The organism is Kitasatospora sp. NPDC087314, assembly GCF_044744365.1.
GTDB lineage: Bacteria > Actinomycetota > Actinomycetes > Streptomycetales > Streptomycetaceae > Kitasatospora.
The window spans coordinates 240,200-254,338 of record NZ_JBIUYE010000002.1; the positions used below are offsets into that span (position 1 = coordinate 240,200).

The 14,139-nt window shown below is 74.0% G+C and carries 11 protein-coding genes; 2 read left to right on the forward strand and 9 right to left on the reverse strand.

Annotation, left to right across the window (positions count from 1 at the left end; genetic code table 11):
* Positions 1 to 60: 60 nt before the first annotated feature.
* The 4 genes from ACIO5E_RS04930 to ACIO5E_RS04945 form a co-directional block, all read right to left on the reverse strand.
* Complete coding sequence (locus ACIO5E_RS04930; protein ID WP_400663893.1) at positions 61 to 807, reverse strand: ABC transporter ATP-binding protein; 747 nt, start codon at positions 805 to 807, stop codon at positions 61 to 63.
* Positions 804 to 1,670 (reverse strand): ABC transporter permease, encoded by an 867-nt coding sequence (locus tag ACIO5E_RS04935; RefSeq protein ID WP_400663894.1) that lies wholly within the window; start codon positions 1,668 to 1,670, stop codon positions 804 to 806. Before ACIO5E_RS04935 ends, ACIO5E_RS04930 begins: the two co-directional genes overlap by 4 nt.
* Positions 1,667 to 2,695 (reverse strand): NrtA/SsuA/CpmA family ABC transporter substrate-binding protein, encoded by a 1,029-nt coding sequence (locus ACIO5E_RS04940; RefSeq protein ID WP_400663895.1) that lies wholly within the window; start codon positions 2,693 to 2,695, stop codon positions 1,667 to 1,669. The genes ACIO5E_RS04935 and ACIO5E_RS04940 overlap by 4 nt, the downstream gene beginning before the upstream one ends.
* Positions 2,696 to 2,903: 208 nt before the next feature.
* Positions 2,904 to 3,926, reverse strand: coding sequence for an ABC transporter substrate-binding protein (locus tag ACIO5E_RS04945; RefSeq protein WP_400663897.1), 1,023 nt, complete (start codon positions 3,924 to 3,926; stop codon positions 2,904 to 2,906).
* A 433-nt stretch (positions 3,927 to 4,359) separates the two neighbouring features.
* Between ACIO5E_RS04945 and ACIO5E_RS04950 the strand changes: the two genes are divergently transcribed.
* Positions 4,360 to 5,142 (forward strand): IclR family transcriptional regulator, encoded by a 783-nt coding sequence (locus ACIO5E_RS04950; RefSeq protein WP_400663899.1) that lies wholly within the window; start codon positions 4,360 to 4,362, stop codon positions 5,140 to 5,142.
* 94 nt (positions 5,143 to 5,236) lie between these two features.
* Here ACIO5E_RS04950 and ACIO5E_RS04955 read toward each other — a convergent pair whose 3' ends face one another.
* The 5 genes from ACIO5E_RS04955 to ACIO5E_RS04975 all read right to left on the reverse strand — a co-directional run bounded on the left by ACIO5E_RS04955 (position 5,237) and on the right by ACIO5E_RS04975 (position 11,560).
* Positions 5,237 to 6,094: a winged helix-turn-helix domain-containing protein gene (locus tag ACIO5E_RS04955; RefSeq protein WP_400663901.1), complete on the reverse strand. Its 858-nt coding sequence runs from the start codon at positions 6,092 to 6,094 to the stop codon at positions 5,237 to 5,239.
* Between the two features lie 961 nt (positions 6,095 to 7,055).
* A complete protein-coding gene (locus ACIO5E_RS04960) occupies positions 7,056 to 7,682 on the reverse strand; it encodes a GTP-binding protein (RefSeq protein ID WP_400663903.1) in 627 nt (208 codons plus the stop codon).
* Complete coding sequence (locus tag ACIO5E_RS04965; RefSeq protein ID WP_400663905.1) at positions 7,672 to 8,103, reverse strand: DUF742 domain-containing protein; 432 nt, start codon at positions 8,101 to 8,103, stop codon at positions 7,672 to 7,674. Before ACIO5E_RS04965 ends, ACIO5E_RS04960 begins: the two co-directional genes overlap by 11 nt.
* A gap of 197 nt (positions 8,104 to 8,300) precedes the next feature.
* Positions 8,301 to 8,720 carry a roadblock/LC7 domain-containing protein gene (locus ACIO5E_RS04970; RefSeq protein ID WP_063349983.1) on the reverse strand — a complete coding sequence of 140 codons (420 nt, stop codon included), beginning with the start codon at positions 8,718 to 8,720 and terminating at the stop codon, positions 8,301 to 8,303.
* Positions 8,717 to 11,560 (reverse strand): nitrate- and nitrite sensing domain-containing protein, encoded by a 2,844-nt coding sequence (locus ACIO5E_RS04975; protein WP_400663907.1) that lies wholly within the window; start codon positions 11,558 to 11,560, stop codon positions 8,717 to 8,719. The genes ACIO5E_RS04970 and ACIO5E_RS04975 overlap by 4 nt, the downstream gene beginning before the upstream one ends.
* 516 nt (positions 11,561 to 12,076) lie before the next feature.
* Between ACIO5E_RS04975 and ACIO5E_RS04980 the strand changes: the two genes are divergently transcribed.
* The gene (locus tag ACIO5E_RS04980) at positions 12,077 to 13,969 is read left to right on the forward strand and encodes an AMP-dependent synthetase/ligase (RefSeq protein WP_400663908.1); all 1,893 of its coding nucleotides are present in this window, start codon (positions 12,077 to 12,079) and stop codon (positions 13,967 to 13,969) included.
* Positions 13,970 to 14,139 lie beyond the last annotated feature (170 nt).

A 14,139-nucleotide genomic window follows, 5' to 3' on the forward strand; every position in this document is an offset into this window, starting at 1 on the left:
TTCAACTCCGTTGGTGCGGGCGGTGGTTGCTTCGGAAGGGATCGGTGGGCGGCGGACGGATCAGTGGACGCCGAGGTCGCCGAGCAGTCGGCGGCGCAGGTCGGCGAAGGCCGGGTCGGCGGGGTCGCGGGGGTGGTCGACGGTGACCGGTTCGTCGCGCACGAGCAGGCCGTCGCGCAGGACGGCGACGCGGTCGGCGAGCCGGACGGCCTCCTCCACGTCGTGGGTGACCAGGAGCACGGCGGGACGGTGGCGGCGGACCAGGTCGCCGACCAGGTCCTGCATGCGCAGTCGGGTGAGCGCGTCCAGCGCGGCGAACGGCTCGTCGAGCAGCAGCAGTTGGGGTTCGCTGACGAGCGCCCGAGCGAGGGCGACACGCTGCGCCTCGCCGCCCGAGAGAGTGGCCGGCCAGGCGTCCGCGTGCTTCTCCAGGCCGACCTCGGCGAGCGCCTGGAGTCCGGTCTCCCGGGTCGCGGCGCCGCGCGGCAGGCCGACCGTGACGTTGGCCAGCACCCGCTTGGACGGGACGAGTCGGGGCTCCTGGAAGACCACCGTACGGACCGGCGGAACGAGCACCGTGCCCTCGTCGGCCTGGTCGAGCGCGCCGAGGATGCGCAGCAGGGTGGTCTTGCCGGTGCCGCTGGCGCCCAACAGGGCGACGAACTCGCCTCGGGCGATGGAGAGATCGACGCCGTCGAGGACGGCCCGGGCGCCGAACACCCGGCGCAGGCCGCGTAGATGGACCGCCGGGGTGGTGTCCGTGGACGTAGCGGTCGTGGACGTGGCGGTCGTGGACGTGGTGCTCATCGGGCTGCTCCCTGGACGGCCTGGCGCCACGGCATCAGGAGGCGTTCCAGGACCCGGACGACGGCGTCGGCGGTGAGGCCGAGCAGTCCGTAGATCAGGATGCAGACGGCGAGGATGTCGGTGCGCGAGTAGTTCTGCGCCTGGGCCATCAAGTACCCGATCCCCTCGGTGGAGTTGATCTCCTCGGCGGCGATCAGGGCGATCACGCTGAGCGTCATGGACAGGCGCAGCCCCGACAGCAGGGCGGGCAGCGCGCCGGGCAGGACGACGGTGCGCACGATGGCCCAGCGGCCGAGCCCGAAGCTGCGCATCGCCTCGACCAGCTTGCGGTCGGTGTTGCGGACGCCGCCGGAGGTGGACACGTACATCGGGAAGCTGGTGGCGACGCCGATCAGGGCGACCTTCGCGGTCTCGGTGATACCGAACCACACCATGAACAACGGCACCAGCGCCAGGAACGGGACGGTGCGCAGTACCTGGATCGCGGAGTCGAGCAGCTCCTCGCCGAGCCTGGTGAAGCCGGTGACCACGCCGAGCACCAGCCCGGTGGTGGCGCCGAAGAACAGGCCGAGGCCGGCCCGGGTGAGGGAGACGCCGAGGGCGTCGGTGAGCTGGCCATTGCCCCACAACTCGCCGACGGCTTCGGCGACCTGGGCGGGCGAGGCGAGGACGTCCTGGGTGAGGGCGCCGGTGGCGGAGGCGAGTGCCCAGCCGCCGAGCAGGGCGAGCGGGCCCAGGGTGCGCAGGATCACGGCGAGGGCGCGCGGGCGGGGCCTGGACCGTCTGGTGTGCGGGGTGACCAGTCCGGCGTCGAGGGCGGCTCGGGTGTCGTCGGTGGTGCGTTCGGGGGCGGCCGTGGTCACTTGGCACCGTCCCCGAGCTTGTTGATGTCGATCAGGTAGGGCTTGACGTCCACGAGCTGCTTGGTGACCTTCTGATCGGCGAAGAACCGGGCGACGGTGCCGAAGCGGGCGGTGTCGGCGTCGGTGATGGCGTCCGCGGCGGCGCCCTGCCCACTGACGTTCACCGCGATGTCCTTCTCGGCGGGGGTGACGGCGGTCGGACCGGAGTCGGTGAAGACGTTGAGGTAGGCGGCCGGGTCGGCCTTCTCCTTGAGGCCGTTCTCGCGCAGGTAGGTGTAGAAGGTCTTGACCACCTCGGGGTGCTTGTCGGCGAAGCCGTTGCGCACGGCCCAGACGGCGTAGTTGTCGGAGCCGACCTCCTTGCCGTTGACCAGGAAGTGAGCCCCGGCGTTGGCGATGGCGGGCGTGGAGAAGGTGTTCCAGGTCGCCCAGGCGTCCACCTGGCCGGAGTTGAAGACGCCGGCCGTCTGATCGGCGCGCAGGTAGACCCGTTCGACCTTGTCGGCCGGGACGCCGTTCTTCTCCAGTGCCTTGAGCAGCAGGTACTCGGCGGTACCCCCCTGGGCCACGGCGACCTTGCGGCCGACCAGGTCCTGGACGGTCTTGATGGGCGAGTCGTTCTTCACCAGGATCCCCTCGCCGACGCCGTCGGGCGCGGTCTGGGCGAACAGCTTGAAGCCGGGCTTCTGGGCGAGCGCGGCCAAGGCCGAGGTGATCGAGCCCTGGGCGACGTCCAGTTGGTCGGCGGAGAGGGCCTGCGCGGCGGGGGCGAACGGGCCGGCGCTGCCGGTCCAGGCGACCTTGGCGTGGACGGCGGCTAGGGCCTTGTCCAGCGATCCGTCCTTCTTGCCACGGGCGAGGAACCCGTTGTTCCCGGGGTCCGGCAGGCGGAGCACCACGTCGGCCTTACCGCCGGCCCCGCCGTCGGCGGAGTCCTTGGCCCCGTCGGTGGACGAGCCGCAGGCGGCCAGTGCGGTGGAGGCGAGCAGCGCGGTGGCGGCGAGGGCGAGGCGGGAGGTGTTCACGGTGGTCTCCAAACGAAGGACAGGTGACAGCTGACAACTTTCAAAATCTGTTATCTGAAATCTGAAATCTGTCCGCTGAAATCTGTTAGTTGTGGTCTGTCGGCCGGCTGGAGGCGCAGGGCCGCCGCAAGCCGGACCAGGTGCCGCGAGCAGGCGGAGCCGGACACCGGGAGCAGGCCGGGCCGGGCACCGCCGACCGGCCCGGTGCTCAGCCGCCAGCCGTGGCGCGGCGCCGTTCGCGGAGCAGCTCGTGGGCGGCGCGCAGCGGCTCCGGGTCGGCCCAGGTGCGGATGTCGACCGGGGCGGCGAGGAATCCCCGCTCTCCGAGGAATCGTTCCTGCTGCGCCAGCAGTGCCAGGCGCTCCGCCGAGAGGTCCAGGTGCAGCGTGCGGTGACTGCCCGGTGCGTACGCCCCGGCCACGCCCTCGGCGCCCGCGCCGGTCTCGGCCTGCAGGATCCGCACCACCTCCGCCGGGTGCTCGGCCGCCCAGCCGGCGGCCTCCAGCAGCACAACGAGGAAGCGGGCGACCAGTTCCGGCTGCTCGTCCAGCAGCCGCTGGTGGACGGTGACCGGTCGGGGTGTCCCGTTGTTGACCCGGAACCGGCGTTCCGGCGCGGCGTCCAGTTCCACGGCCACCTCCGCCCCGATCCGGCGGGCCGCCTCGACGGCCAGCGCCCCCTTCACGTACACGGCATCCACCACGCCGTCCCGCAGCGCGGCCAGTTCGGCGGCCCACTGCCCGCCGCCGGGGGCGCCGGGGACGTCGACCAGTTCGGCGTCGTCCAGGGTGAGTCCGGCGAGGCTCAGGGCGCCGCGGAAGCCGGCCAGGGCCATGGCCCTCCAGAAGTCGATGCCGATCTCATGATGTGGGATCGCCAGCCGCAGACCGCGCAGCTGGTCGGGCCCGGTCACGCCGCTGCCGGCCCGGACCAGGACCACCTGGCGCTCCTCGATCCAGGTGAGGCCGATCAGCCGGGTCTCCTCGCCCCGCGAACGGGCCCACAGCGCCGGAACGTTGCCGCCCTCGCGGAACAGGCCGGTGAGCGCGTGGGTGTAGTGATGGTCGGCGGCCACCTCCGGCGGGGCGTCCTGGAGCGAGCGGACGGCGATCCCGTCTGCGGCGAACTCGCGTGCGAGCCACCCCTGGTCGGCGGCGATCCCGGTGGCGGTGGGCACCGGGCAGCGGGTGAACCAGAGGGTGTCGGGGACACTGGGGGAACGGCTGGGCACGGTGCGGTCCTCTACGGAGGGCTTCGGCGGGCGCCGGAAGGCTGCGGGGCTGGGCACGCCACACGGGTCACGGGGCCCGGGACGTCGGGGAGTTGAGCGATGCGGACACGCCGGAACGTACGGCGCGAGGGGAGCGTCAGCGACAACACGCGCAGGAGGCGAGGCACCGGTGGGTCGTCACGGCGTCGCTCCTTCCTGCGGGTTGCGGGTTGGGGGTTGCGGCGGTGCGCCGGACGGGCTCGTCCGGCGCGATGTGAGGAGCGTTCCACGCCGGACGAGTCGGGGGCAAGGTTTTGCCACATGGTGGGATCACTTGTTCATCAACGCCATTCCATTGCAACGTCGTCGACATAATCCCGCAGCACTCGCTGCCCTACGCTGAGACTCCTCACCGGTGGTCCAGCCGGATTCCCGAACCGAAACGCGAGGTGCCATGGCCGAGGCCGCCACCGCCGTCCAGAGCCCGCCGGCCGGTGCGCAGGCCGTCCAGCGCGCGCTGGGGCTGCTGCACTGTTTCCACGACAACGGCCCCGACCTGAGCGCCTCCGACCTGGCCCGCCGAATGGACCTCTCGGTCTCCACCGCGCACCGGCTGGCCCGGACGCTGGTCAGCGCCGGTTTCCTGGAGCAGGACGAGCAGACCGCGCGCTACCGGCTCGGCCCGGCGGTCGCCGAACTCGGCCAACTCACCTTCCATCAGCGCGGGCTGCACCTCGCCGCACCCGAGCTGGACCGGCTGTCCCGACGTACCGGCGCGACCGCCGACCTCGCGATCCGCAGCGGTCCGCACGCGGTGATCCTGGTGGGGGCCTCCGTCCGCCCGGACACCGGTCTCGGCTTGCGCCGGCCGCTGCACTCCACGGCGCTCGGCAAGGTGCTGCTGGCCTGGCCGCGCCCGGGCGAGCCGACGGTGTCGGCGCTCGGTCCGCTGCCGTCGTTCACCGACCGGACGATCACCGAACCGGCGCTGCTCGACGAGGAGTTGGCGAAGGTCCGGTCCGCCGGGCACGCGCTCAACGACGGCGAGTCGGCCGCCGGGGTGCGGACGGTGGCCGTGCCCGTCCTGGACGGCGCGGGGCAGGCCCGGTTCGCGCTCGCGGTGCGCTCGACCCCGGCACACCTGACCGACGACCGCCTGGACTGGTTCCTCGGCCACGCCCGCGCCTGCGCCGACGCACTCACCGTCCTGCTGCTGCCTCCCGATCAACGCGCATGACCGACCGTCAAATCCGACCGTCAAACCAGCGCAGCGGACCGCCCGTTCCACGAGAGAACGGGCGGTCCGCTGAGACCGGGCGGCCGAGGGCCGATCAGCTGGCCGGGGTGTACTTGTAGCCGACCCGGCGGACCGTCACGATGGTGTCGCGGTAGGCCGGTCCGAGCTTGCGGCGCAGCCGGGCGACGTGCACGTCGACCGTGCGGCCGTCGCCGACGTGCCCGTAGCCCCACACCGCCGAGACCAGGTGGTCCCGGGTGTGCACCCGCTGCGGGTGTTCGGTGAGGTGCGCGAGCAGCTCGAACTCCAGGTACGTGAGGTCGAGCAGCCGCCCGTCGACGTAGGCGTTGCGCCGCTCGGTGTCGACGGCGATCCCGCGCCCGGCCGGGCGGACCGGACGGACGCCGACGGGCGCGGGCACACCGCCCGGCACACCAGCGGGCGCACCGCCGGGCACGCCCGAGGGTCCGCCGAGGGAGGAGCCAGTGGAGGCACCGCTGGCCACCGCCGCCGGAGCGGCCGCCACCACCGGGCTGTCGGCCGGCACGAGCACCAGGTACCCGACCATCGGACTCCCGGTGGAGCCGCCGAACTGCGTGCCGTACTGGGCGAGTAGACCCTGCGGCAGCGCGCCCTGCGGCAAGGCGGCGACGACGGTCGCCCCCTCGGGCAGCGCGGCGAGCAGGGCCTGCGGAGCCGGCGGGAGGAGCGCCCCCGGCTGGGGCACGACTCCCGCGCCCGCCGGACGGGACGGGACCGCGTGGGAGGGCCGGACCGGAGCGCCGGGCCATCGTTCCGCGGCCGGCGCGCCGTGCGAGTGCGGGGAGGCGGAGGAGCCCGGAGCGCCGGCGGTGCCGGGGCCGGCCGGGATGACGCCGGGGACCGAGCGGACCGCGCGCAGGTGCGGGGTCGCGGTGGGCAGGGGCAGGGTGGCGGTGGAAGAGGAAGACATGGTGTGCCGCTCATTTCGCGCGTGACGGACGGGGTGGAGTCGTCTGCGCGTCGACCGGGCGTGCTGCGGGGCTGATCCGGAATCAGCCTGCGGAGGGCCGGGACGCGCTGGGCGAGCCCGGACACGTCTGATCGAACAGGTGCGGCTGCCGGGACGGCCAGAACGGCTCAAGGTCGAGGCGACCCTGGTGGCTGTCCCCGGCGCGGTTCGCGCGCCCGTTCCACCCCCTGGCCAGTCCACCGGCGCACACCGCGGAGGCCGCCCCGGTCGTGCGGGGACGGCCGGCGATGCCGGGGGCGGGGCTGGTGCAGGCGATGTTCACTGGTGGTCTCTCCGCGAGGCGGGGCCGGATGGGCGGTCGCGGGCGCGCCGGATGGGGCGACTCCGCTACGGCCCGGTCGACGGGATTGACGGTGCGTCGGACGGCGGCCTGGTGGGCCGGGAGCGTCGGGGACGAACCGGGAAGGGGCCGGCCGGTCAGCGACAACAGGCGCTGCAGATCAGCGCCTGGTCGATGTAGCGGCGGACGGTGAGTACCGGCGTGACGGGGGCGGGATCGGTGGTGGCGCGTCGCTGGCCGACGGTCATCCTGCTGCCCTCCCCCTGGTTCTGTGCGACGGCGCGCCGTCGTCGGTGCGCGCCTGCGTGAACGGAACGTTTCCGGCCCTCCCGACGGCATGGCCGGGCGGCCTTCGTGCCCAGAGCCTTCCACGCCGCGCCGGTCTAGGCAACCTTCAGCGCGCCGAACGTCCGGGATGCGGACAGTCGAATGAGACGTCGGTCGGGTCAAAGGCTCTGTGGAGCCTCTGCGCGGGTGCAGTGCCCGGCCGATGCGCGACCATTCGCGGCCGGGTACGGCCCGAGCGCAGCCGGGGTACGGCCGGGGACGACCGGCGCACGGCCGGGGTACGGTCGGCGCACGACCGGCGCATGACTCGGGCGGAGGCCGGACAATACTCCGTCAGGTCCGGGCCGGGGCGCGGTTGCGACGGGCGGCGGCGTGCTCGACGAGTGCGACCAGGAGGTCCTTCCCGTCCTCCCGCAGGCGCGCGTCGCACAGCAGTACGGGGATGTCCGGGTCGAGGTCGAGGGCGTCCCGGACCTCGTCCGGGGCGAACCGCTCGGTGCCGTCGAAGCAGTTCACCGCGACCACGAACGGGATGCCGCGCTGTTCGAAGAAGTCGACCGAGGGGAAGCAGTCGGCCAGCCGCCGGGTGTCCGCGAGCACCAGCGCGCCGAGCGCGCCACGCGCCAACTCGTCCCAGACGAACCAGAACCGGTCCTGCCCGGGCGTGCCGAACAGGTAGAGCGCGAGTCCGGGCCGCAGGTCGATCCGGCCGAAGTCCATCGCCACGGTGGTGGTCCGCTTCGTTTCCACGCCCGAGGTGTCGTCGACCGGGCGGCCCAGTTCGCTGAGCTCCTCCTCGGTGCGCAGCGGCCGGATCTCGCTCACCGAGCCGACCAGCGTGGTCTTGCCCGCGCCGAAGCCGCCCGCCACCAGGATCTTCACCGCGACGGCCGGACCGCCGCGCCAGCGCGGGTCGTTGGCGCGGCCGCCCGGGGTAGCGCCGTCATGGTCAGAGCGCACGGAGTCCATTGATCACGTCTCGCAGCAGGCGCTCGTCCGGCAGCTCGGCGAGCGGAACGGGTCGGGTGACGCTGATCAGCTCGGCGTCGTAGAGGTCGCCGAGCAGCACCCGGACGACGCTGACCGGCAGGTCGGTGTAGGAGCCCAGTTCGGCGACGGACAGCGGCTCGCGGCGGCACCAGGCCAGGATGGTCTGGTGCTCCGGGTCGAGGACGTGCGCGGGCACGGCCCCCGCGTTCGGCCCGGGCTCGGCGGCGGTGATCAGCGAGATCAGGTCGAACAGGCCCTCCTCGACCGGCCGGGTGCGGCCGCGGGTCATCGAGTAGAGCCGCACCACCGGGCCGGCCTCGTCGTCGAACCAGCGGTCGTCGACCGGGGCGCGCGGGCGGAACGAGTCGGCCTCGGGAGCGTCCTGACCCATCTGTTCCGTCCCCGACACCGCCGACACTCCCGACACGCCCGATGCCGCCGACGACTCCGAGCCCCCCGAAGCCCCCGGCGCGTCCGCACCGACCGACGCCTCGGATCCGGACGGCGCGGACGGCGTGGGCAGCCCGGAGGGCCCGTCCGGCCCGGGCCGCCCCGCCGCCTCCGCCTTCGGATCCGTCATCGGACCGCTCATCTCCCCGGCGGGGCGGCTTCGGTGCGCGGCTCGGCGGCCAGGTGCTCGCCGACCCGCTTGACCAGCAGCGCCATCTCGTAGGCGATCTGGCCGATGTCCGCCTCGGCCTCGCTCAGGACGGCCAGGCAGCTGCCGTCGCCGGCGGCCGTGATGAACAGGAACGCCTCATCCAGCTCCACCATGGTCTGGCGGACCCCGCCGACCTTGAAGTGCCCGCCGGCGCCCTTGGCCAGGCTGTGGAACCCGGCCGCGACGGCGGCGAGGTGCTCGGCGTCCTCGCGGTCGAGGTCTCGGGAGGCGCCGGTGGCCAGGCCGTCGCTGGAGAGGATCACCGCGTGCCGCAGGGCCGCGACGCGTCCCACCAGGTCGTCGAGGAGCCAGTTGAGGTCCCCGGACGGCTGCGTCGAAGTGGTCATGAATCAGTTCCTTCCGCTGAAGCGGGTGGTGCGGGTGGTGCAGATGCTGCAGGTGGTACGGGTGCCGGGTTCAGCCGGACCGGCTGGCCGGGCGGCACCCGGCGGGCGAGCGACGCCCGGGCACCGTCCGACGGCGCGGGCAGCGCCGCCGGGGCGGGGGCCGGGCTGATCGCCCGCCGGGACGGGTCCGGCGGCTGCCAGGCGGGTACGGCGGCGGGCCGGGCGCTCGCCGGGGCCGCCGCCGGGGCGGCGCCGCGCCCGCGGGTGAAACCGCGCTGGAAGGAGGCGAAGGTGGCCCGCGCCTCCTCGGGCGAGCGCTCGCGCGCCCGCTCCGCGTCCCGGGCCTCCCGGGCGGCCACGGCGGCCCGGCCCTCGGGCCCGGTGTCCGCACGCTCCCGGAGGCGTTCCTTCAACTGCTCCTTGAGCTGCGGTGCGAGGTTCGCCTGCCGGACCCGCCGGGGCAGGCCGCCCGGGGTCCGCGGGGCGGCGTCCACCGGCGCGTCCGTGGGCGCGTCCACGAAGGCGGCCTCGGCGCCCGCCGACTCGTCGCGGCGGTGCCGCCCCGTCCCCGGCGCGGCCTCGCCGTTCCGGGACGGCGAGGAGGGCGCGGACGGCGCCGGCACCAGCACCGGCCCGCCCTTGGTCCGCGCGGCCCGTCGCGGCAGCCCGCCGGCCGTCCGGCCCGGTTCGGGCGCGGACGGCCGGGGACCGCCGCTGCCCTGCTGCCGTCCACCGTCCTCCGCCTCGGCCCCGTCCCCTGCCTCGGCCCCGGACCCGACGCCCGAGCCGGCGGCGCCCCGGGACACGCCGTCCACCCCGCCACGGTCCGCCCCGACGCCGCCGCCTCCTGCGCCCGCGAGCGAGGGCACGGCGACCAGGTCGCGCTGCCCGCGCCGGGCCGGAGCGGACCGCTGTCCGGCGGGCGGCGGCTCGGGCAGGCCGTCCGGCGCCTCGGCGAGCAGTTCGCGCGGGATCAGCACCACCGCCGTCGTCCCCCCGTACGGGGACGGGCGAAGGTGCACCCGGATGCCGTGCCGCCGGGCCAGCCGGCTGACCACGAACAGGCCCAACCGGTCGGTGTCGGCCAGGTCGAACTCCTGCTCCACGGCGAGGCGTTCGTTGGTCTCGGCGAGCAGCTGCTCGCTCAGGCCGAGCCCGCGGTCGTCGATCTCCAGCGCGAAGCCGTGCGCCACCACCTCACCCTGGACGGTGACCTGGGTGCTCGGCGGGGAGAACACCGCCGCGTTCTCGACGAGTTCGGCGATCAGGTGGGTGACGTCCGCGACGGCGCTGCCGAGCAGGCCGGTGCCGGGGAAGGGCCGGACGATCACCCGGGCGTAGTCCTCGACCTCGCCGACCGCCGCGCGGACCACGTCCACCATCCGGACCGGCTTGCGCCAGGCGCGCCCGGGCGAGCCGCCGGCGAGGATGATCAGGCCCTCGGCGTGGCGGCGCATGCGGGTGGTGAGGTGGTCGACCTTGAAGAGGTCCGCCAGTTCGGTCGGGTCCTCGGTGCGGCGTTCCATGGTGTCGAGCAGGGTGAGCTGGCGGTGCAGCAGCACCTGGCTGCGCCGGGCCAGGTTGACGAACACCGCCGAGACACCGCGCCGCAGTTCGGCCTGTTCGACGGCGGCCTCGACGGCGGCCCGCTGGACCGCGTTGAAGGCCTGCCCCACCTGGCCGATCTCGGCCGGCCCGAACCGCAGCTCGGGCGCCTCGGCCGCGACGTCCACCGCCTCGCCACGGCGCAGCCGCAGCATGACGGAGGGCAGCCGGGTGCCGGCCAGCTCGTTGGCCTCGTTGCGCAGCCCGATCAGTTCGCGGGCCAGGCCCCGTCCGATCCGGAAGGAGATCATCACCGACAGGACGACCGCGATCAGGCCGATCACACCGGCGATTCCGCCGCGCCAGAGTGCTCCGATCGCGGCGGACCGCTCACGCTCGCCGATCCCGTTGGCGATCCGGGAGTTGATCGCGGTGAGGTCGCCGAGCGCCCGGTCGGCGGTCTCCCGCCAGGAGTCGCCGTTGATCGCCTGGGCGACCCGGTCGGGGCCGCCGGCGCCGACGAAGTCCGCCTCGGCGCGGGCCAGCGCCGACCAGGCCTCGCCTCCGCGCAAGGCGGCGTAGTCGGCCTGGTCGGCGGGTTCGAGTTCGGCGATGTAGACGGTGAACAGGGCCTGCTGGTTGTGCAGGGCGTCCAGCGCGACCTGGTACTGCTCGGCGGTGGGCTTGGCGGTGCCGCCGCGCAGGCCCTCCATCGCCGCGTCCTCCTGGGCGAGGTACTCGCGGGCGCGCACCAGCTCGATCAGGATCGTCCCCCGGCGCGGGAGTTGGCCGGTCTGCCGGGCGACGTAGGCGGACCGGAAGCCGAACACCGGCTTGACCAGGTCGCTGTACTGCCCCAGCGCGAACTCCCAGTTGAGCGCGGAGCGGCCGACCTGGGCGCGCAGCGGTTCGATCTGGTCGGCGGCGGCGAGGATCTGCAGGAAGCGGCCGCGCTGCGCGGTGGAGAGCTTGCCGCCGACGTGGTCCTTCTTCTGTCGCAGGACGTCGAGGCTGCGGTCGGTGGCGGCCTTGGCGTGGTTGAAGACGTCCACGGCGACCTGCGAGTTCGGGTCGGCCAGGCGCTGGACGGCCGCGCGGCGCTCGTTCTGCAGGTCGGTGGCGTACTGGTCGACCGGGGTCCCGAACTCCTTGTACGTACGGCTGATCTCCAGCTGGCCCCAGACGTCTCCGGTGGTGGCGAAGGTCGCGTACACCCACAGTGCGGTGAGCGCGACGATGGGCACCAGGAGCAGCGCGATGATCTTCGCGCGGATCGAGCTGCTGCGCAGACGCATGGAGTCCTCGGTCGGGAAGTGCCAGGCGCGGACGGGGAGCGGATGGGGGGAGCCGCGGGGCTCGGCGGAGCGGGATTCGGGGCGGGTCGCGGGAGTGGATTCGAGGCGGCGTTCGGGACTGGGTTCGGAGCTGGTCGGCGTGGATCGTACGTCGTCGGATCGGGCGCGGCCAGGAGGCCCCCGGCCGCAGGTCTGCGAGAGCCTACTACGCCCTGACCACTCGTTCGAGGGTCGAACCGGTCCACTTCCCCGGCTTGCCCCGCACACGTCAGGATCGGGTCCCGGTCGCCGTCGACCCGTGTCCGGATCATCCGCCGGCGCCCGGTTTGCCCCGGCCACCGAACGTCCGCAGTTCCTCCCCCGGGACGACACCTTTCGTGGGGAGCGGTGCCGATCTCGTCGCGCCACGGCCACAACCCTGGGCAGTGGCAGGCCGATCCGATAGTTTCGCTCCACCTGCGCGGCCCGGCAGCGCCGGCGCAGGCAGTGCGGCCGCGAGAGGCGAACGGGGGGAACGTGCGCGAGTTCACCACCCCCGCCGTGGCCGGGCCCGAGGCCACCGGAGGACTCGCCGACTCGCTGTACGACACCGCCGAACGCACCCCGGACCTGGTGCAACTGGTCCGCCGCACCCGCCCCGCGGGCCCCGTCGGCCCGGCCCGCCCCGGCGGCCCCGGCGGCCCCGGCGACCTCGCCGGCTCACCGGACGAGTGGCAGGGCGTCACCGCGCGTGAGTTCCGCGACGAGGTGCTCGCCCTCGCCAAGGGCCTGCTCACCCGGGGCGTGCGCTACGGCGACCGGGTCGCGCTGATGTCCCGCACCCGCTACGAGTGGACGCTGTTCGACTACGCGCTCTGGTCGATAGGCGCGATCACCGTCCCGGTCTACCCGACGGCGGCGGCCGAACAGGTGCGCTGGATCCTCGCCGAGACCCAGGCGGTGGCCTGCCTGGTCGAGGACGAGGACGCCGCGATGACGGTCGGCGCGGTCTGCGACGCGCTACCCGATCTCACCGGCATCTGGCAGTTGGACCGCGACTGCGTCGCCGCGATCACCGAGGACGGCCACGGCGTGCCCGACTCGCTGGTGCACCGCCAGCGCCTCGGCGTCGCGGCCGGGAACATCGCCACCGTCATCTACACCTCGGGCACCACCGGCCGCCCCAAGGGCTGCCTGATCACCCACGCCAACCTGGCCGCCGAGGCCGACGCGCTGCTCGGCGGCTGGCGGGAGGCCTTCCACGACACCGGCGGCGGCCAGCCGTCCACCCTGCTGTTCCTGCCGCTGGCCCACGTCTACGGGCGGGTGGTGCAGATCGCGGCGATCCGCGGCGGCTTCCGGATCGGGCACATCCCCGAGGTCTCCACCGAGGCGCTGCTGCCCGCGCTGGAGTCCTTCCGGCCGACCTTCCTGCACGTCGTCCCGTACGTCTTCGAGAAGATCTTCCAGCAGGCCCGGCAAGCCGCCGAGGACGCCGGTCGCGGCGAACTCTTCGAGCAGGCCCGGCAGGTGGCCGTCGACTGGGCCGCCGCCCGGGAGCAGAAGGCGTTCGGCCGCGGCCCCGGCCCCGGCCCGAAGCTACGGCTGCGCCACCTCGCCTACGAGCGGACCGTCTACCAGCGGCTGCGGGCCGTACTCGGCGGCCGGGTGCGCAGCGTGATGTGCGGCGGCTCCTCGCTGCGCCGCGAACTCGGCCTCTTCTTCACCGGTGCCGGCCTCCAGCTGTACGAGGGCTACGGGCTGACCGAGACCTCCGCCGCGATCACCGCGAACCCGGTCGGACGGCAGAAGCCCGGCACGGTCGGGCAGCCGCTGCCGGGCTCGTCGGTGGCCCTCGCCGACGACGGCGAGGTGTGGGTGCGCGGCGGCTCCGTCTTCGGCGGGTACCTCAACCACCCGCGGTGCACGGCGGAGTCGCTGATCGACGGCTGGTTCGCGACGGGCGACCTGGGCCGGCTGGACGAGGACGGCTACCTGACCATCACCGGCCGCAAGAAGGACCTGATCGTCACCAGCAGCGGCAAGAACCTGGCCCCGGCGGCACTGGAGGAGCGGGTGGCGGCGCATCCGCTGGTCTCCCAGTGCCTGGTGGTGGGCGACGACCGCCCGTACGTGGCCGCGCTGATCACGCTCGACCCGGCGGCGCTGGCGCACTGGCTGAAGACGCGCGGGCGGGAGCAGCTGGACCCGTGGGCGGTGCTGGCGGACGAGCAGCTGCACGCCGAGGTCCAGCGCGCGGTGGCGGCGGCGAACACGGCGGTGTCCCGGGCCGAGTCGATCCGCGCGTTCCGGCTGCTGCCACGGGAGTTCAGCCAGGAGCAGGGTCTGCTGACGCCTTCCTTGAAGCTGCGCCGGGCGGCGATCGCCGAGTACTACGCCGAGGACGTCGCGGAGTTGTACGTCCCCTGACCCGCGGGGCCGTCCGCCCCCTGCCCCACCCTCCTCGGGGTGCCGAACCGTACCGCCCCTGACGAACCGTCTTGTCCCTTTTGCCGCAGGAGCGGTGGGCGTCGCTTCACCGGCCGTTCCCTTGACGGGCCGATTGGTCCAGTCCATTGTTTCTCCTCGGTCCGAGTGCG